The organism is Rhodoluna sp. (assembly GCF_049276775.1).
Taxonomy (GTDB): Bacteria; Actinomycetota; Actinomycetes; order Actinomycetales; family Microbacteriaceae; genus Rhodoluna.
The window spans coordinates 22,970-40,355 of record NZ_JBASXC010000009.1; the positions used below are offsets into that span (position 1 = coordinate 22,970).

Below are 17,386 nucleotides of genomic sequence, written 5' to 3' on the forward strand. Positions count from 1 at the left end.
CAACTGCATCAACTGCTGGGGCTTCTGCCGCAGGAGTTTCTGCTGGAGCTTCGGTCTTTGCTTTCTTAGCAGCAAGTTCTTCCTTAGGAAGTAGGACAGCTTTTTTCTTGGTGTCCTTTTCGAAAACTGGTTTAGCCGCTTTTACCTGAACGGTGTTCTTGGCGTCCTTGTCACCCTTTGACTTCTGGAAGTCTCCGGTGAGCTTAAGAAGAACCTCAACCTGCTCGGTTGGCTGAGCGCCAACGCCTAGCCAGTAAAGAGCACGCTCTGAATTGACCTCAATGAAAGACGGGTTCTCGGTCGGAATGTAACGACCGATTTCTTCAATGACTCGACCGTCGCGCTTCTTTCTTGAGTCAGCGACAACGATTCGGTAGTGCGGCGTACGGAGTTTTCCGAGACGCTTTAGGCGGATTTTTACAGCCACAATGCTCCTGTTATTTGTATTGGGGCGAACAATCAACCGTGAGCGTGGGGGCACACTCGGTAGTCAAGCTCTATGGTTTTGTCTTTGCTGGTTCCTGGTTAGAGGGTCAGGTCCCTAGACAACTTCCTTATTCTGCCAGAAATGGCCAAAGATAGCTAGTTGCCTATTCCGAACGCTGATCCAGCTCCACCCGAGGTCGGCTTTATACCCAATTCTTTGGCATTTAGCTCAGCTGCTCGCTTGGCCGGATTGCCCGATTTTGAGCCACCTTTTTTCTTGTCCTTGGCCTTTTTGCGCGGTACTACTCCGCCCATGCCAGCTGGCATACCAGGGATTTGTGGGGTTCCACCCTTGGCCACCGTCTTCATCATCTTGGCGGCCTGCTCGAACCGGTTCACTAAAGAATTCACATCCGTGACACTCATTCCCGAACCTCTAGCAATTCTGGTTCTTCTGGAGCCATTCAAGACTTTGGGGTTTTGACGCTCCACAGGGGTCATTGACCGAATGATCGCTTCGGTGCGGTCAATTTCTTTCTCATCAAAGTTGTCTAACTGCTGGCGCATCTGCCCGGCTCCGGGCATCATCGCAAGCATTGACTTGAGCGATCCCATCTTTCTGAGCTGCTGCATCTGATCAAGAAAATCCTCGAGAGTAAAAGTTTCTTTGGCAAGCTTCAGGGCCATCTCCTGAGCCGATTCCTCGTCGAAGGCCTTCTGAGCTTGCTCGATGAGGGTCAGCACATCACCCATGTCGAGAATTCGAGACGCCATGCGATCCGGGTAGAACGGTTCGAACGCATCCAGGCCTTCACCGGTGGACGAGAAAATAATTGGCTTACCAGTAACGGAAGCGACCGAGAGCGCGGCGCCGCCTCTGGCGTCACCATCTAGCTTGGATAGCACCACGGCCGTGATGCCAACGCCGTCTTCGAAAGCCTTGGCGACATTAACGGCATCTTGACCGAGCATCGAGTCGATAACAAATAGCGTTTCGTCTGGTTTGACGGCATCGCGGATTTTTGCAGCTTGCTGCATCATTTCCTGATCAACACCTAGCCGTCCCGCAGTGTCAACAATAACCATACTCAGGCCCCTGGACTTCGCATGGGCTATTGAATCTTTAGCGACTCTAACCGGGTCACCCTTTCCAGAACCGGCCTCGGGAGCAAAGACCTCAACCGAAATTTTTTCGCCTAGAACCTTCAGTTGTTCAACTGCGTTTGGACGCTGCAAATCGGCAGCCACCAAAAGCACGCTTTCGCCTTCGGCGACCAGCCACTTGGCAAGTTTTCCAGCGAGGGTTGTTTTACCAGAACCCTGCAAACCAGCAAGCATGATTACGGTTGGGGAGGTCTTTCCGAAGCGGAGCTTTCTCGGCTCTCCACCTAGGATCTTGACAAGCTCCTCGTTAACGATCTGAACAACCTGTTGAGCAGGATTAAGAGCGCTGGAAACTTCGTCGCCGAGCGCACGATCGCGAACCGCTTGGATGAATGACTTGACTACCTCGAGCGCAACGTCGGCCTCGAGCAAGGCCTTGCGAATCTCGCGAAGGGTTGCGTCGATGTCGGCCGGTGAAAGCCTGCCCTTACCACGGAGATTCTTAAAAGTCTCCGCTAAGCGATCTGATAAATTTCCAAACACTTTTCTTTTTTTCTCCTCGAGAATAGGCTAAGCCACTAGCCCGCGGGCAAATTCCTTGGCGTCAAAAAATGCAAAATCATTAATCCCCTCGCCAACTCCGACGAGCTTTATGGGGATTCCTAACTCGCTTTGAATTGCGAATGCGATACCGCCCTTGGCGGTTCCATCCAATTTGGTGAGCACTACACCGGTTACTTGAGCAACTTCAGCAAAGGCCTTCGCCTGCGCAAGACCGTTTTGTCCAGTGGTTGCATCAATCACCAGTAGTACCTCGGAAATCTCTGCGCGCTTCTCGATGACCCGACGAATCTTTGAGAGCTCAGCCATCAGGTCTGTCTTGTTTTGCAATCTTCCGGCGGTATCAATGATGCAGATGTCTGCATCATCTGAGATTGCAGTTTCAACTGCTTCGAATGCAACCGAGGCGGGATCTTGGCCATCAGATTTTGGGCCAACTAGCTTGACCCCCGCTCGTTCCGCCCAGGTGGCGAGTTGGTTTACTGCTGCGGCTCTAAAAGTATCTGCGGCTCCCAGCACAACCGACCAAGAACCTTCAGCCAACCAGTTGGCTAATTTGCCTATGGTTGTTGTCTTGCCCGCACCGTTGACTCCAACGATCAAAAATACATACGGCAACTTACCGGTTGACAGATTTAGCTCTCGCCTCTCCGAGCTGAGTTCACTTTCGATTACCTGAGCCAGTATCTTCCTAAGCTCTGGTTCACTTGAGGCGCCTTGCAGCTTTGCCTCGGTCCTGACAGAGGCAACTATTTTCTCTGAGGCAGCCAGTCCAAAATCGGCCTGCAACAAAATGTCCTCTAAGGTTTGTAGGTCCTCGGGGTCAAACTTTGAGATTGCAAAAAGTGAGCGAATCCCTTTTTTAGCACTTCGTGAGGGCAAAGTAGATTGAGTAAGGTTTGATTGATCTGTAGATTGCTGTTCGGTGCCCGAATCGGAAGCTACCTTTTCCTCTTCGCGCTTTTTGCGCCAGAAGAAAATTGATGACATTAGGCGTCGGCCTTCTCACGCAACCGTTGACCAACCACCGCAGAAATTCCGTCAGCCTTCATGGAGACACCGTAAAGGGCATCCGCGATTTCCATGGTGCGCTTTTGGTGGGTGATGATGATTAGCTGCGAATTAACTCTCAGATCCTCAAACAGGGAAAGTAGTCGACCCAGGTTGGCATCATCCAGGGCAGCCTCAACCTCGTCCATCACATAGAACGGCGAAGGGCGAGCCTTGAAGATTGAAACCATCAGCGCCACGGCGGCAAGCGATCTTTCACCACCGGAGAGAAGGGATAATCTTTCAATCTTTTTTCCAGCTGGCTTTACGTTTACCTCTAGGCCGGTCGTCAAAAGATTGTCAGGGTCAGTTAGGAAAATTGAGCCGGTACCACCTGGGAACAGCACGGGGAATACCTTTTCGAAGGCCTTTTTGGTGTCCTGGAAAGCATCGCTAAAGATAGCCTGCATCTTTTCATCAAGATCAGCGATGATCTTGATCAGGTCCTTGCGAGTTTCGGTTAGGTCCTGAAGCTGGTCGGTTAGGAACTTGTGTCTTTGCTCTAGGGCTGCGAACTCTTCAAGAGCTAGCGGGTTTACACGACCCAATTTTTCAAGAAGCTTCTCGGCGTCTTTGAGTCGCTGCATCTGGGCTTCTCTGTTGAAAACTTCTGGTTCCGTTTCTTCGTCTTCCCCTGGGATTAGTTGATCCGGTCCGTACTCAGCCACCAGAGTTTGCTCATCGAGACCCAGTTCTTCCTGTGCCCTGGTTACAAGGTTTGCTAAGTTCAGTCGCTTCTCGTGGTTTTGTAATTCGATGTCGTGAACAGACTGAGTCAACTCGGAAAGCTTCTGCTGAATTGAAGCGATGTCGCCTCTCACCTTGGTGAGCTCTTGGAACTGATCGCTTCGCTCCTGCTCTAGCAAGTTGTATTCACGCTTGGCCTGATTGGAGCTTTCTGAGACGTTCTCAATCAAAACCGGTAGAAGTTTTAGAACCTGCTTCGCCGAGCGAAGCTGGACTGTTCTGGCCTTGGCCGCAGCAATTGCCTGCTCAACGGCAGTCCTCGAAGAATCTAGTTGATTCTTCAGGTTCTCAGACTTTTCACTCTCAACGCGAAGGCGCTCTTCAGCTGCCCCTAGCTCCACTCGAATGTCGAGCTCCTTGGAGCGCTCCTTTTCAAGTGTCTCGGAGAGTCGATCTCGATCCGACATCGACTGTTCGGGGCGTCCCTTATTCTCAAACTCGCGGAGTCTAGAAATGGCTGTTTCTAGATCCTCGAGTGCTTGAGCGATGGCCTGATCATTTGATTCGGCCACGGCGGTTAGTCGGTCAAGCTCGCTCTCAAGGGCTTCAACCTGCACTCGTATGCGGCCAAGTTTTTCAGCCTGAGATGCCAGCTTGGCATCTTGCTCGTTGAGCTCTGCAAGGGACTGCTTGGCAGAGTTCTTAGATGCTAGCTCGTTTGATTTAGCCTGAGCCAATTCAGACGAAAGGGTTTCGATTCTTGAAGAAAGTCGTGCAAGCTCAGCTTCGGCTGCATCACGCTCTGCAACAAGCTCTACCTTGGAAGGTTTGCTCGAAGACCCTCCTCGCAGAACCGCTCTGGTTAGAACGTCTCCCTGCTTGGTAATTACTTGGCGGTCTTCGCCGGAGGAGCGGAAATAGCTTCTGGCGGCATCGAGGTCATCAACGATCACAACAGATGAGAGCAACTTCAGGATTCCATCCGGGGCACTAACTACCTCGGAGGCCAACTTGGCCCCTGCAATCTGATTGCCCAGTGACAGTTCGGAACGAATATCGACATCAGCGATGATGATCTCGACTCGACCACCGTCGGTTCTCTTCAGGTGCTCTAGAGCCGAAAGACCCGATTCCATGTCCTCAGCTACCAGTGCATCAGCAAGAGAGCCAAGTGCTGCAGCAATAGCTTGTTCGAAACCAGGTTCGATGCGCATGTGGTTTGCAACAAGACCACGGATTCCTCGAAGCTGAGCCTGGGTAAGAGAGGAGGCACCGTCTTTTTGCTCCAAAGTCAAATTAAGAGCTGATCGCTTCCCAGCAAGGGCATCTTTTTCACGCTCTGCTTCGTGCAGCTGATCGCGAATCGATTCAATTTTGGCAGCGGCGTCAGAGACCGCGCGCTGGGCAGCTTCGTAGTTTGACTCTAGGTTGTTGGCAGCTGGCTGATTTTGCGAAAGAAGTGACTCAAGCTCTTGGTATTGCCTGGACTGCTCCAGATGGCGAGATCTTGCAGCTTCAAGAGTTTCTTCGTGACGAGTTTTCTCGTTGCGGAATGCCTCTAGCTTACTTTCAGCAACTTTAACGTTGTTGGCAAATTCTGCTAGGTCAAGGTCGTATTTGGAGATAAGAGAGTTCTGCTCTTGCGCTTTGGAATCGAATGAGTCGAGTGCTTCTCGGGCTAGGTTTCTATTTGCTTCGGCGGTTTTAAGTTCCTGATTCAGGCGAGCTACCTCTTCTTGGAACCTCACGATTTCTAGCTCGGCTTTTTCGATGTCTACGGTGATCGACGAGATGTCAAACTTACTTTGCTCCTGATCGCTGGATTCCAGAAGTGCAGCTCTTGCGCTTGCGATGTTGGAGATCGAACGAATTCGCTCCTGAAGAGAATCAAAATCAAATGAGACCTGGCGAGCGCGATCTAGCTTCTGGTTAAGCTCTGGGGATTCCAGCTGGCCGAGGCGCTGGGTGTTCTCGGAAAGCATCTCCTGCAGAATGTTTCTCTCGCTGCGGCGCTGGGATTCGCTGGTTGCTGTGGTCTCGAGGGAGCTCTGGATCTGGACGATGTCGTTGGCCAAGATTCTTGACTTGGCATCTCTGGCCTGGGACGCAATGTTCTGAGCTTCTCTAGCTATTTCAGCCTGCTGACCCAAGGGCTTTAGCTGGCGACGCACTTCCCCTGCTAAGTCACTGAGTCTTGCAAGGTTCGCCTGCATGGCTTCAATCTTGCGCTCTGTTTTTTCCTTGCGACGACGGTGCTTCAAGATTCCGGCGGCTTCTTCGATAAAGCCCCGTCTTTCTTCGGGAGTTGCGCGAAGAACGCTGTCCAGCTGGCCCTGACCCACGATTACGTGCATCTCTCGACCAAGGCCTGAGTCGCTCAGGAGTTCTTGAACATCAAGGAGTCGACAGGGGTCACCATTGATTGCGTATTCGGAACCACCACTTCTAAACAGGGTTCGAGAGATCGTGACTTCTGCGTATTCGATTGGAAGCGCACCATCTGTGTTATCGATTGTGAGCATTACCTCTGCGCGACCCAATGGACCCTTGGTTGCGGTGCCGGCGAAGATGACATCTTCCATTTTTCCACCGCGAAGAGTTTTGGCTCCTTGCTCGCCCATTACCCAGGCGAGGGCGTCTACAACGTTTGACTTGCCAGATCCGTTGGGACCCACCACACACGTGACACCGCGCTCAAACTGAAAAGTCGTGGGTTGAGCAAAAGACTTGAACCCTTTGAGGGTAAGGCTTTTGAGATGCAACTTGACTCAACCCCTCATGGATAAAAACCCGGCCTACTGGCCCAGCAGTATCTAAAATTACCCCATTTTTGAGGTGCCTTGGACCGCTATCTTGGACGCTGGCATTTGGGGCAAAAGTGGGACCCCCTGTTGGCCCAGGCCTGACGCCTGATGGGTGTTTGGCACCTCGCGCAGGGCTTATCGGTCTGTCCATAGGCATAGAGCTGCTGGGAAAAGTAGCCCGATTCCCCGTTCACGTTCTTGTACTGCTGGTCAAATGAGGTCCCTCCCTGCACAACCGCCGCCTGAAGTACCTGCTTGGAAATCTCAAGGAGCTCTGTCAGTTTGGACTTGGAGATGCCATCTGAAGACCGGTCAAAATGCAGCTTCGCAAGCCAAAGCGATTCATCGGCGTAGATATTGCCGATGCCACTCAGTAGATTCTGATCCAAAATCACCCGCTTGATACCGCTTTTTTTGGTTTTCATCTTGCTAACCACAGCGTCAAGGTCGAAGGCATTATCTAGTGGGTCTCGGGCTATGTGCTCCGCGGACACTGGTATTAGATTCTGCCAGGGCTTTGATTTATTCTTCCCGGCACTAAACCCACCTACTCCCCCGTCGCGGGTTTGAACCAAGTCGTCAATTGCGAGAGATCCAAATATCCGCTGGTCAACAAACCTAAGCTCAAGGGGCTTTCCGGATGGAGTTTCAAATTCAATTGTGACGCGATTTAGTTTGTCTTCCGGGTAATCAGGGGTGCGAATCAGCATTTGCCCACTCATCCCCAGATGGCCTACCAGCGCCGTAGCTTCACTTTCAAGAGGAAGCCAGAGAAACTTACCGCGTCTGACAACGTCCAGAATCTTGACACCCAGGAGCTTTTGTCTGAAATCACTGATGCCGCTGCGGTGTTTTTTTAGGCTTCTTGCGTCGTGGATTCTTATCCCGGTGACGGTTGCTCCGGTAATGGATTTAGCAAGACCCGACCTAACGGTCTCAACCTCTGGAAGCTCAGGCATTTACTTGAAAGTTGCCAAAGCCTTTATGGCGGCATTGGTCTCGGCAAGTTTTCTGGATCTACCCTCTGCGGTGGCTGCAACTTCACCGTCGATAACCAGCGTTGCAAAAAAAGTACGGTCGTGATCGGGTCCCTCGTGAGTGACCTGATAAATAGGCTGGGGTTTGCCAGCAGCTTGAAGCACCTCAAGCAAAGTGGTCTTGGGGTCTGAAGAGTCAAGCAGCTGCTTTGGATCAGAAAGCATCGGCAAAATAAACCGATCAACAATTTTTGAGGCAGCAGGCATCCCCTTCGATACAAAAGCCGCCCCTAGAACTGCTTCGAAGCAGTCAGCGAGTAAGTTTTGTTTTTCTCTGCCGCCAGTTTGTATCTCGCCCTTGCCAAGTAAAAGGTGTGAACCTAGATCTAGTGCGATGGCTGCTTCGGCTAAAGCTGGTGCACTAACAACAGCGTTCTTGAGCTTGGTGAGTTCACCCTCGTCAAGGTCGGGGAAGTGATCGTGAATATGTGCGGTGACTAAAAATCCAAGAATGGCGTCGCCCAGAAACTCGAGACGTTCATTGTTGGGGCCTCTACCGTTTTCGTAAGAATAGGAACGGTGAGTGAGGGCAAGCTCCAAAAGCTGAGGCTCAATTTCAACGCCAAGGGATTTACCCAGCGCATCTAGATTCATGCTTTAAGCGTCTGCGACCTTGCGGCCCTTGTACTCCATGAATAGTGCGTTGCCGGCTGAGTCTTCGACTAGCTTCGCGCGGTGTGGAAGAGAGTAAACGGTCTTACCGTTTTCAATGCTCTTTACCAGGGTGATTGGAGCGGCCTTCCACTGCGAGCGGCGTGCACGAGTGTTGGAACGCGACATGCGTCTTTTTGGTACTGGCATTTCTTACTCTTTCCTAAAGCTTTCTAATTCACTCCAGCGAGAATCAATCTGCGCCTGATGAACGTGGTTCGGGTCTTCTGCCATTTTCACACCGCATTCAGGGCAAAGACCTAAACAGTCTTGGCTGCAAACGGGTTTGAACGGAAGGCTTAAAACTACCGCATCGGTGATGGCCTGCTCAAGGTCGATTTTCTCTTCCTGAACCAGGAAATCATCTTCCTGCTCTAAAGAATAGGCGAAAAGCTCTTGGAAATCCACCTCGACCGCCAGTTTCAGGGGCTCAAGGCACCTCGAGCACTCTGCGATGGCCGTGGTGTCCACCTCTCCGCTTGCCAAAATCCCCTCATGCACCGACTCCAACCGAAGGTTTAGTTCGATTACCTCACCGGCTGGAACCGTAGCCAGTCCCTGACCCATTGAATCGACCAGCGCGATATCGAGCTCAAGCTCGTTCATCTGACCGGGCCTTCTGGTGAGGTCATTAACTGCCACTACAAAATTTGTCACTTTTTGCTCCCAAGGGCATTTGCCACGGCCTTCGAGACATAGTTCTCAACCGGCCCACCAAGTTCTGCTACCTGTCTAACGAGCGAGCTTGCAACCAAGCCGTATTGCGGGTCAGCCGCAATAAACACCGTCTCGATTCCACTCAAGTCCCGGTTGACCTTGGCCATCGGAAGCTCGTAATCCAAATCCACGTTGCTTCGAAATCCCTTAAGTAAAACTTTTGCTCCTACTTCCCTCAGGTAATCAACCAGCAACCCAGAAGATAGTTCGGTCACCTTTATGTTTTGTTCCTTTACCCCGGCTTCTGAAAGTGAGTCTTTGATTAGTTGCACACGCTCGGCACTTGTAAAGCGGGGCGCTTTATCGGGGTTGTGCACCACCAGTACTTCAAGCTCGTCAAACAGCGAAGCAGCCCGCGCGATGATATCGACGTGGCCAAGAGTGATGGGGTCAAATGAACCCGGGTAGACGGCGAGTTTTGCCATGGTCCAAGGTTAGCAACAATTGCGGGGGCTAGCCCTTGGCCAGATTCTCCGCGCTGTTTACCTGCTCGAGCAACGCTCTAAGAATCGGTGAATTATCGAGATTAGGGTCGGTTTCGAACAACTCCTCGACCTCGAGACGGACCTTTTGAATCAGTTCGGCATCCTGGATAACCCTCAGTAAGCGCAGACTAGATCGCCCTCCGGACTGGGTTGCCCCCAGCACATCCCCCTCGCGGCGAAGCTCTAGATCAATTTCACTCAGCTTGAACCCATCGCTTTCCTCAGCTACCGCACCAATTCTTTCGAGTGCTATCGAGTCATTCTCGGCTGCTGTCAATAAGAGGCACAAGCCCTTGGCCGACCCTCGGCCAACTCTTCCCCGAAGCTGATGAAGCTGGGAAATTCCAAAGTTATCGGCATCTAGGATTACCATCACGGTCGCGTTCGGAACATCCACCCCAACTTCAATGACGGTTGTGGAAACAAGTAAGTCAATTTGTCTCGAGCTGAAAGCCTGCATGATTTCTGCCTTTTGATCAGCATCCATCCGGCCGTGCAGCTCCTGAATCTTTAGACCTGCCAAAGCGGGATTTTCTCTGAGCTGCAAAACTGTCTTTTCCACCGAAGCGCCAGATTGTTCTTTCTCGCTCTCGTCAATCTTTGGGCAAACCACAAACCCCTGATGGCCCTTGGAAATCTCCTCGGCAACTCTCTCCCACACTCTTGCAACCAGAGCCTTGTCCCCGGCCCTAACAACGTGAGAATCGATTTCCTTACGACCCGCTGGAAGCTCGGTGAGCGAGGAAACCGACATATCCCCAAATACTGTCACCGCCAAAGTTCTAGGAATTGGGGTTGCTGTCATGGTCAGGACGTGCGGGGAAAGCTTGCCCTTTAGGCGAAGCTTTTCCCTTTGTTCAACTCCAAATCGATGTTGCTCGTCGATTACAACGAGCCCCAGATCATAGAACTCGACCTTCTCGGAAAACAGGGCGTGGGTTCCAATCACGATTCTTGCTTTGCCAGAAACCGCCTGCAGCATTGCTTTCTTTCGGGCATCGGTTGGAAGCTGCCCGGTCAAAAGGGTGAGGCCAACCTCCTTAGCAAGATCTTCGCCCAGGCTTTTCTCGATTGAGCGAAAGTGCTGGGACGCCAATACTTCGGTTGGTGCCAAAAGTGCCGACTGCCCGTCGCTGTCTGCAACGGCAAGCATGGCGCGAAGCGCGACGAGTGTTTTTCCAGATCCGACCTCACCCTGCAGCAATCGGTTCATTGGATACGTTTTCGCAAGATCTAAAGTGAGCTCCTTGCCGACTTCAACCTGACCGGCTGTCAAAGTAAAAGGTAGGGATGAATCAAAGCGAGAAAGGTATCCATCGCCTTTGCTTACGCGAGAGGTAGCAGGAGACAGCTCATTATTTACTCTGCGCTGAATCAAATTGGACTGCAGTAAAAAAGCCTCCCGATAGACCAGAGTTTTCTTGGCCGAGTTTGCCTCGGATTTGGTTTTGGGTCTGTGAATTTGCTCAAGAGCCTTATTGATTGATAGCAGCTTGTGTTTTTTCAAAAGCTTTTCGGGAACTTCGTCGGCAATTGGCTCGAGCGTGTCTAACAAAATCCCAATGGCTTTTTGAATCATCCAGGTCGTTACAGTCGCAGAAGCCGGGTAAATGGGAATGGGCTGATCAGCCCAAGCCCTGGCATCAAACTGTGAGGGTTCATCGGCAAACAGTTCATAGTCCGGGTGCGCAAGTTGAAGCTTGCCCTGATACTCGCCGATTTTTCCAGCAAACAGGCCCCTCACTCCAGGTTTTAGATCCCTTTGCCTCCAGGCCTGATTGAAAAAAGTAAGTGACAAAAATCCACTACCGTCGGTGATTCGAACCTCGAGGATATGGCTTACCCGACCTTTGGTACGCCGCTCTCTGGCGTCCACAACCTCGGCAACGATCGATAGAGACTCGCCTATCGGCAGATTAGCAATCGGAGTGAGTTCACCTCTATTTGAGTAGCGCCTCGGATAGTGCTGCAGAAGATCCGCCACAGTCTTGAGTCCAAGATTCTTTGCGAAACTCTTGGCTGTTTTATCACCCAAGACTCGGTCCAAAGAAGTGGTTGGTAGCAGCATGCTTCAATCTTCCACGAGCGAGCAGCTAAAAGCGGTTAGGCTTTGCCAGACATGACGAGAATTATTGGTGGGCTAGTTGGCTCAAGAAAGCTGACCTCTCCGGCTAAAAGTACGCGGCCAACATCTGACCGGATTCGCGAGAGTATTTTTAGCTCGCTAGAGTCCAAAGATGCACTACAGAAAGCTTCCGTATTAGACCTTTACGCTGGAACCGGTGCGCTGGGGCTCGAAGCCCTGAGTCGCGGTGCGACATCAGCGCTATTAGTTGAAAGTAATAAACAAGCTGCAGGAGTATGCATCCAAAACTCTCGATTGATTCAAGACGCTCTTTTGAACGAAGACCACGAGGTTAGCGCGAAGGTCCAGATTCAACCGGTTCAGAAGTTTCTTGAGAATAACTCGCAAGTTTTTGACTTGGTATTTATTGATCCCCCTTATGAAATAGCAAACGAGGAAGTGGAAAAGAACCTCGAAAGCCTGCATGGATCGCTTTCAAATAAAGCTCTAGTTCTAGTGGAGCGATCAGCTCGAGCCAATCCAATTTCAACAGCTGGCTACGAATTATTGGAAACGAAAAACTTTGGGGATACTTCCGTTTACTGGTTAAAGCCCAGCTAGATACTTCTTTCGGCTTCGCCGAGGTACACCTGCTGAGGTCTTCCAATGCGGTTATTCGGATCCTGCATCATCTCGCGCCAGTGCGAGATCCAACCGGGAAGTCTTCCGAGAGCGAATAGTGGCGTAAACATCCTCGTCGGGAAACCCATTGCCTTGTAGATCACGCCGGTATAAAAATCAACGTTCGGGTAGAGCTTGCGCTCGGCAAAATACGGATCAGCCAGAGCTGATTCCTCGAGCTCTTTAGCTATGTCCAGCAACGGATCAGAGATTCCAAGGTCGGCAAGTACCTTGTCAGCGGTGGCCTTGACGATTGTGGCCCGCGGGTCAAAGTTCTTATAGATCCTGTGGCCAAAGCCCATCAAGCGGATGCCCTCTTCTTTGTTCTTTACTCTTTCAACAAAGCGCTGCACCGATTCACCCGAACTACGAATATCGGTGAGCATGTCAAGTACTGCCTCGTTGGCACCACCGTGCAGTGGCCCAAACAGGGCGTTGATTCCAGCAGAAACCGAAGCAAATAGGTTTGCCTGAGCTGAGCCAACCAAGCGAACAGTTGAGGTCGAGCAGTTCTGCTCATGGTCGGCGTGCAAAATCAAAAGTGTGTCAAGCGCCTTGGTCACGATTGGGTTCTGGATATAGGCCTCGGCCTGAGTTCCAAAGTTTAGGCGCAGAAAGTTTTCTACCATTGACAGAGAATTGTCCGGGTACAGCAGTGCTTGTCCCAGGCTCTTCTTGTGTGCGTAGGCTGCCAGCACTGGAAGTTTCGCGAGCAGTCTCCTGGTTGACAATTCAACCTGCTCAGGATCGTGCGGATCCAGTGAGTCCTGATAAAAAGTAGAAAGCGCAGATACTCCTGAAGCAAGAACCGACATCGGATGCGCATTTTGTGGAAAGGCGTCAAAGAATCGCTTCAAATCTTCATGAATCAACGTGTGGCGACGAATGCTCTGATCGAAGGCATCGAGCTGAGTCTTGTTTGGCAGCTCTCCATAAATGAGTAGGTGACTTACGTCAAGAAAAGATTTTTTTGCGGCTAACTGCTCAATTGGGTATCCGCGGTAGCGCAAGATGCCGGCATCACCATCAATAAAGGTGATGAAAGATTTGGTCGAGGCGGTGTTTACAAAACCCTGGTCAAAAGTGTGACGTCCTAGGGTTGCCTGAAGTTTGCCTATATCCATGGCGTCGGATCCGACGCTTGCGGAAACCACTGGAAATTCAGCGGTGTTGTCTTTGTAGCTGATAACTACTTTTTCGTTGTCAGTCAAAGCGCTCCTAGCAATAACAAAAAATTTACCTTTTTAGCCTAAAGCATTTTCGAGTCTGTCAGCGGCCCGGGCAATGTCTTGATCCGTGGCGGTGAGCGAAAAGCGCACATGCTTTGTCGCAAATTCCCCATAGAAGCTGCCGGGAACGACGACAATGCCCAACTGGGCCATCTTCTCAACTGTGACCCAACAGTCCTCGTTCAAGGTGGCCCACAGGTAAAGACCAGCTTCGCTATCTGATAGCTCGAAGCCGTAGCTTCGAACAGCCTTCAATAGAACATCACGACGCTTTCTGTAAATTCCCTTTTCGGCTTGAACGTGCTCTGTGTCTCCAAGCGCAGCAATCACTGCCTGCTGGGTTGGTAGCGGCATGATCATGCCGGCATGCATTCGAAGATTCACCAAATCCTTTATTAGCTGCTTCGAACCAACCGCAAAGGCAGCGCGGTAACCAGCCATGTTCGACTGCTTGGAAAGCGAATACAGACAAAGAATTCCCTCGTAGCTACCGCCGCTGACTCTTTTATCTAGAACGCTTGGGATGACTTGCGTATCCCAGGGCTTTGTCCAACCGAGCTCGGCGTAGCATTCATCCGAGGCCAGTAGGGCACCCAGTTCCCGTGCTTTGGAAACCGCCTTGGCAAATTTTTCGGCGGGTAAAACCTTGCCGTCCGGGTTTCCGGGTGAATTAATCCAAACCAGCTTGGTGTTGGATGGCCATTTTTCTGGATCGTCCTCCGAAATCAATGTTGCGCCGGCAAAGGCAGCGCCAACCGCATAAGCGGTATAAGAAACTCTGGGCTGAACAACTACATCACCCTTTCTTAATCCCAAAAGCACCGGCAGCCAACTAATGAGTTCTTTTGAACCGATGGTGGGCATTACCTGATCCGGGTCAATTCCCGACACTCCTCGACGCGTGCTTAACCACTTGGCCACAGACTCGCGAAATTCTAGAGTTCCTGCAGTGGATGGGTAGCCCGGAGCATTAGAGAAATTCCTTAGGGCGTCTTGCACAACCTTGGGTGTTGCGTCGATGGGCGAACCCACTGAAAGATCAATTGCGCCGTCTTTGTGTAGGGCAGCTTTTTCGCTAAAAGGCTTTAGGGATTGCCAGGGGTACTCAGGCAGATCGGTAAACACTTAGGCCTGTTGAGGTTGAGGCGGTAAGGCTGCAATTATTGGGTGATCCCCGGGGATTGGTCCGACCTTAGCGGCACCGCCTGGAGAGCCAACGGTCTCGAAAAATTCAACATTTGCCTTGTAGTAATCTGCCCACTGCTCGGGAACATCGTCCTCGTAGTAGATGGCTTCAACGGGGCAAACCGGCTCACACGCACCGCAGTCAACGCACTCATCCGGGTGGATGTAGAGCATGCGATCACCCTCGTAGATGCAATCTACCGGGCACTCCTCGATGCAGGCCTTATCTTTCAGGTCCACACAGGGCAAAGCGATGATGTAGGTCATTTGGAAATCCTTCCTGGCTCTATTTTACTAGCGATGTCCGGAAGCGTTTTTCGCCCAGGTGCCGGGTCTTAACTTTGGAAACAAAATTACGACCGCGCAGATAATCAACGAACCATAAACCCAAATATTTCCCGCATCGTTAGCGATTATCAGCGCATCCCCAGCTGCGCTCGGGCGAGAAAGCCAGAACACTGTTCCAGCGAGGGTAAAGCTCATGAGATAAAGCGCTCCCCTGGAATTTCGCAGCAAACGGAGGGCAACCGCGAGCGAGAAGGTCATCACCAAGGCGACAATCAAACCGATCGGGGTTCTGGCCTCATCCGAAGCCGTGACAGAGTGCAGAAGCGTTCCTGCAAAGCCCAGCAAGATGCCAAGGGGTAGGGCCCATAGCGCTAGAAATACCGGCTTCAGCCAGAGCCATGGCCTCGTAGAAGCCTTGCGAAGACGCTCGGGGGTGTCAAAACGAAACTCTCGACCGGGAACCAGGGAGTAGGTTTCACGCCCGATAGAAACTTGGCTGGCGTGTTGCTCGAGCGCCGATTTTTTCTTTGGAGCGGTCTTCCCACCACCAATCTCAACGTCAAATCTTTCACCTGGTTCCGATATCACCCAAAACTGCGGAGTCTTAAACTTGGCGTCCCTGGTGAATCGTCGAAGCGCCATCGCGGTTGCCTCGTGAGCTTTTTTGTGATCCGGATGTCCGAATCCACCCTTGCGGTTGTAGGTGATAACCGTATCAGGCTTGAATTCCCTGAGAACCTGGTAAATATCGTCGGATATAACAGCCGTTGAAACCGAGGACAGCGACATCTCATCAGTTTTGCGAGCCTTGATCGGTTTTCCAAAAGCGTTCAATCTCATACCTGAGTCAAGGTAAGCGCGGGTGCCAGCAAATTTGTGCTTGACGTTTCCAAATTGAGCCAATGCATTACGCAGTTCGTTAGATCGGAACTCGCCCATTGAAGCTAGGTTTCCCTCGAGGGGTTTTAGATCTTCAAGCTTTACGCGTCCGCGCTCACCGCGGGTAAGAGTGAAAACCATCACCTCAGAACCGGCTTCTGCTCGATCGGCAATTACGTGGCCTGTGAAAAGCGACTCGTCGTCCGGATGCGCGTGCACCAAAAGCACCCTTTTTGGGTTAAAAGTAGCTTTAGCCATAGTCACAACTCTAAGCGTTTTAGCTGTCGCTAGCTCGTTTTCTAGCGGATGCGGCCCTAGCCCTTAGGTTTGGGTCTAGCTCAACCTTGCGAATACGGGTGCCTTCGGGAGTCACCTCAACGCACTCGTCCTCGCGAGCAAATTCAAGACACTCTTCCAAAGAGAGCTTGCGAGGCGGGGTAAGCTTCTCGAAATCTTCGCTGGAGGACGCTCTCATGTTGGTGAGCTTTTTTTCCTTGGTGATGTTTACATCCATGTCATCGGCGCGAGAGTTTTCTCCGACTACCTGACCGGCATAAACCTCATCGGTTGGCTCAACGAAGAAAGTTCCTCGCTCCTGAAGACCTATTAAGGCGAACGGAGTGACAGCTCCAGCTCGGTCGGCAATGAGAGATCCATTGGTTCGGGTTACAATCTCACCAAACCAAGGCTCGTAGCCAGCCGAAATTGCGTTAGCAATACCGGTGCCACGGGTGGTAGTCAAAAACTCCGTTCGGAAACCAATCAGACCACGAGATGGAACCATGAACTCCATCCGAACCCAACCGGTTCCATGGTTGATCATGTTCTTCATGCGGCCCTTGCGAGAAGCAAGAAGCTGAGTGATTGAACCCAAAAATTCCTCAGGAACATCGATAGTTAGATCCTCAACGGGCTCGTGGAGCTTGCCATCGACCTTTCGGGTAACAACCTGAGGCTTACCAACAGTTAGCTCGTAACCCTCGCGTCTCATTTGCTCAACCAAAATTGCCAGGGCTAGCTCTCCGCGGCCTTGAACCTCCCAGGCGTCGGGGCGCTCTGTTGGCAAAACCTTGATTGACACGTTTCCTATGAGCTCGCGGTCAAGTCTGTCCTTTACCAAACGAGCGGTTACTTTGGCGCCCTTGACGCGACCGGCCATTGGGGATGTGTTGATGCCGATCGTCATCGAGATTGCCGGGTCGTCAACTGAAATTAGTGGCAGTGGTCTGACGTCATTCGGGTCGGCCAAGGTTTCACCGATGGTGATTTCCTCAATCCCGGCAACCGCAACAATGTCGCCCGGACCGGCCTCATCGGTTGGAAAACGATCAAGGGCCTTGGTTATTAGTAGCTCCGTGATTTTCACGTTTTGTGTTTCGCCGGTTTGTCTAACCCATGCGACCATCTGACCCTTTTTGATGGTTCCGTTGAAAACTCGCAGCAAGGCAAGTCTTCCAAGAAATGGGGATGCGTCCAAGTTGGTGACGTGAGCCTGAAGAGGTGCATCGGCGTCATATTTTGGCGCAGGAATATATTT

The 17,386-nt window shown here is 51.5% G+C and carries 15 protein-coding genes and 1 pseudogene; 1 reads left to right on the forward strand and 15 read right to left on the reverse strand.

Going from position 1 to position 17,386, the window contains the following annotated elements; genetic code table 11:
• Positions 1-19 precede the first annotated feature (19 nt).
• The 10 genes and pseudogenes from rpsP to recG form a co-directional block, all read right to left on the reverse strand.
• A pseudogene (gene rpsP, locus WAO31_RS00575) lies at positions 20-427 on the reverse strand (30S ribosomal protein S16); the annotation flags it as partial.
• A 155-nt stretch (positions 428-582) separates the two neighbouring features.
• The gene (gene ffh / locus WAO31_RS00580) at positions 583-2,073 is read right to left on the reverse strand and encodes a signal recognition particle protein (protein WP_509588984.1); all 1,491 of its coding nucleotides are present in this window, start codon (positions 2,071-2,073) and stop codon (positions 583-585) included.
• A gap of 27 nt (positions 2,074-2,100) precedes the next feature.
• Positions 2,101-3,081 carry a signal recognition particle-docking protein FtsY gene (ftsY, locus tag WAO31_RS00585; RefSeq protein ID WP_509588986.1) on the reverse strand — a complete coding sequence of 327 codons (981 nt, stop codon included), beginning with the start codon at positions 3,079-3,081 and terminating at the stop codon, positions 2,101-2,103.
• The gene (gene smc / locus WAO31_RS00590; protein WP_509588988.1) at positions 3,081-6,590 is read right to left on the reverse strand and encodes a chromosome segregation protein SMC; all 3,510 of its coding nucleotides are present in this window, start codon (positions 6,588-6,590) and stop codon (positions 3,081-3,083) included. The genes ftsY and smc overlap by 1 nt, the downstream gene beginning before the upstream one ends.
• Before the next feature lie 86 nt (positions 6,591-6,676).
• Positions 6,677-7,591 (reverse strand): bifunctional DNA-formamidopyrimidine glycosylase/DNA-(apurinic or apyrimidinic site) lyase, encoded by a 915-nt coding sequence (mutM, locus tag WAO31_RS00595; protein ID WP_509588990.1) that lies wholly within the window; start codon positions 7,589-7,591, stop codon positions 6,677-6,679.
• The gene (rnc, locus tag WAO31_RS00600; protein ID WP_509588992.1) at positions 7,592-8,263 is read right to left on the reverse strand and encodes a ribonuclease III; all 672 of its coding nucleotides are present in this window, start codon (positions 8,261-8,263) and stop codon (positions 7,592-7,594) included.
• Positions 8,264-8,266: 3 nt separating this feature from the next.
• Positions 8,267-8,470: a 50S ribosomal protein L32 gene (gene rpmF, locus WAO31_RS00605; protein WP_506557523.1), complete on the reverse strand. Its 204-nt coding sequence runs from the start codon at positions 8,468-8,470 to the stop codon at positions 8,267-8,269.
• A gap of 3 nt (positions 8,471-8,473) precedes the next feature.
• A complete protein-coding gene (locus WAO31_RS00610; protein WP_509588995.1) occupies positions 8,474-8,977 on the reverse strand; it encodes a YceD family protein in 504 nt (167 codons plus the stop codon).
• A complete protein-coding gene (gene coaD, locus WAO31_RS00615; RefSeq protein ID WP_509588997.1) occupies positions 8,974-9,462 on the reverse strand; it encodes a pantetheine-phosphate adenylyltransferase in 489 nt (162 codons plus the stop codon). Before coaD ends, WAO31_RS00610 begins: the two co-directional genes overlap by 4 nt.
• A 28-nt stretch (positions 9,463-9,490) precedes the next feature.
• Positions 9,491-11,590, reverse strand: a complete 2,100-nt coding sequence (recG, locus tag WAO31_RS00620) for an ATP-dependent DNA helicase RecG (RefSeq protein ID WP_509588999.1) — start codon at positions 11,588-11,590, stop codon at positions 9,491-9,493.
• Positions 11,591-11,641: 51 nt separating this feature from the next.
• Here recG and rsmD point away from each other — a divergent pair, with 51 nt between their 5' ends.
• Positions 11,642-12,208 carry a 16S rRNA (guanine(966)-N(2))-methyltransferase RsmD gene (gene rsmD / locus WAO31_RS00625; RefSeq protein ID WP_509589001.1) on the forward strand — a complete coding sequence of 189 codons (567 nt, stop codon included), beginning with the start codon at positions 11,642-11,644 and terminating at the stop codon, positions 12,206-12,208.
• Here the strand turns inward: rsmD and WAO31_RS00630 are convergent.
• From WAO31_RS00630 to WAO31_RS00650, 5 genes are all read right to left on the reverse strand, one after another.
• Positions 12,205-13,479 (reverse strand): citrate synthase, encoded by a 1,275-nt coding sequence (locus WAO31_RS00630; protein WP_509589003.1) that lies wholly within the window; start codon positions 13,477-13,479, stop codon positions 12,205-12,207. The genes rsmD and WAO31_RS00630 overlap by 4 nt on opposite strands.
• A gap of 33 nt (positions 13,480-13,512) precedes the next feature.
• Entirely contained in the window at positions 13,513-14,622 is a 1,110-nt protein-coding gene (gene dapC, locus WAO31_RS00635; protein WP_509589005.1) for a succinyldiaminopimelate transaminase, read from the reverse strand.
• Positions 14,623-14,949 (reverse strand): ferredoxin, encoded by a 327-nt coding sequence (gene fdxA, locus WAO31_RS00640; RefSeq protein WP_509589007.1) that lies wholly within the window; start codon positions 14,947-14,949, stop codon positions 14,623-14,625.
• Positions 14,950-14,976: 27 nt separating this feature from the next.
• On the reverse strand, positions 14,977-16,107 hold the full coding sequence (locus tag WAO31_RS00645) for a PIG-L deacetylase family protein (RefSeq protein WP_509589009.1): 1,131 nt from the start codon (positions 16,105-16,107) through the stop codon (positions 14,977-14,979).
• 19 nt (positions 16,108-16,126) lie between these two features.
• Positions 16,127-17,386: EF-Tu/IF-2/RF-3 family GTPase (locus WAO31_RS00650; RefSeq protein ID WP_509589011.1), on the reverse strand; the 1,260-nt coding region annotated here is incomplete at its 5' end.

Coding starts and splice junctions, on each gene's coding strand:
- ftsY (WP_509588986.1), bottom strand. CDS start 3,081: ATGTCATCAATTTTCTTCTGGCGCAAAAAGCGCGAAGAGGAAAAGGTA.
- mutM (WP_509588990.1), bottom strand. CDS start 7,591: ATGCCTGAGCTTCCAGAGGTTGAGACCGTTAGGTCGGGTCTTGCTAAA.
- rnc (WP_509588992.1), bottom strand. CDS start 8,263: ATGAATCTAGATGCGCTGGGTAAATCCCTTGGCGTTGAAATTGAGCCT.
- rpmF (WP_506557523.1), bottom strand. CDS start 8,470: ATGCCAGTACCAAAAAGACGCATGTCGCGTTCCAACACTCGTGCACGC.
- coaD (WP_509588997.1), bottom strand. CDS start 9,462: ATGGCAAAACTCGCCGTCTACCCGGGTTCATTTGACCCCATCACTCTT.
- recG (WP_509588999.1), bottom strand. CDS start 11,590: ATGCTGCTACCAACCACTTCTTTGGACCGAGTCTTGGGTGATAAAACA.
- rsmD (WP_509589001.1), top strand. CDS start 11,642: ATGACGAGAATTATTGGTGGGCTAGTTGGCTCAAGAAAGCTGACCTCT.
- fdxA (WP_509589007.1), bottom strand. CDS start 14,949: ATGACCTACATCATCGCTTTGCCCTGTGTGGACCTGAAAGATAAGGCC.
- WAO31_RS00645 (WP_509589009.1), bottom strand. CDS start 16,107: ATGGCTAAAGCTACTTTTAACCCAAAAAGGGTGCTTTTGGTGCACGCG.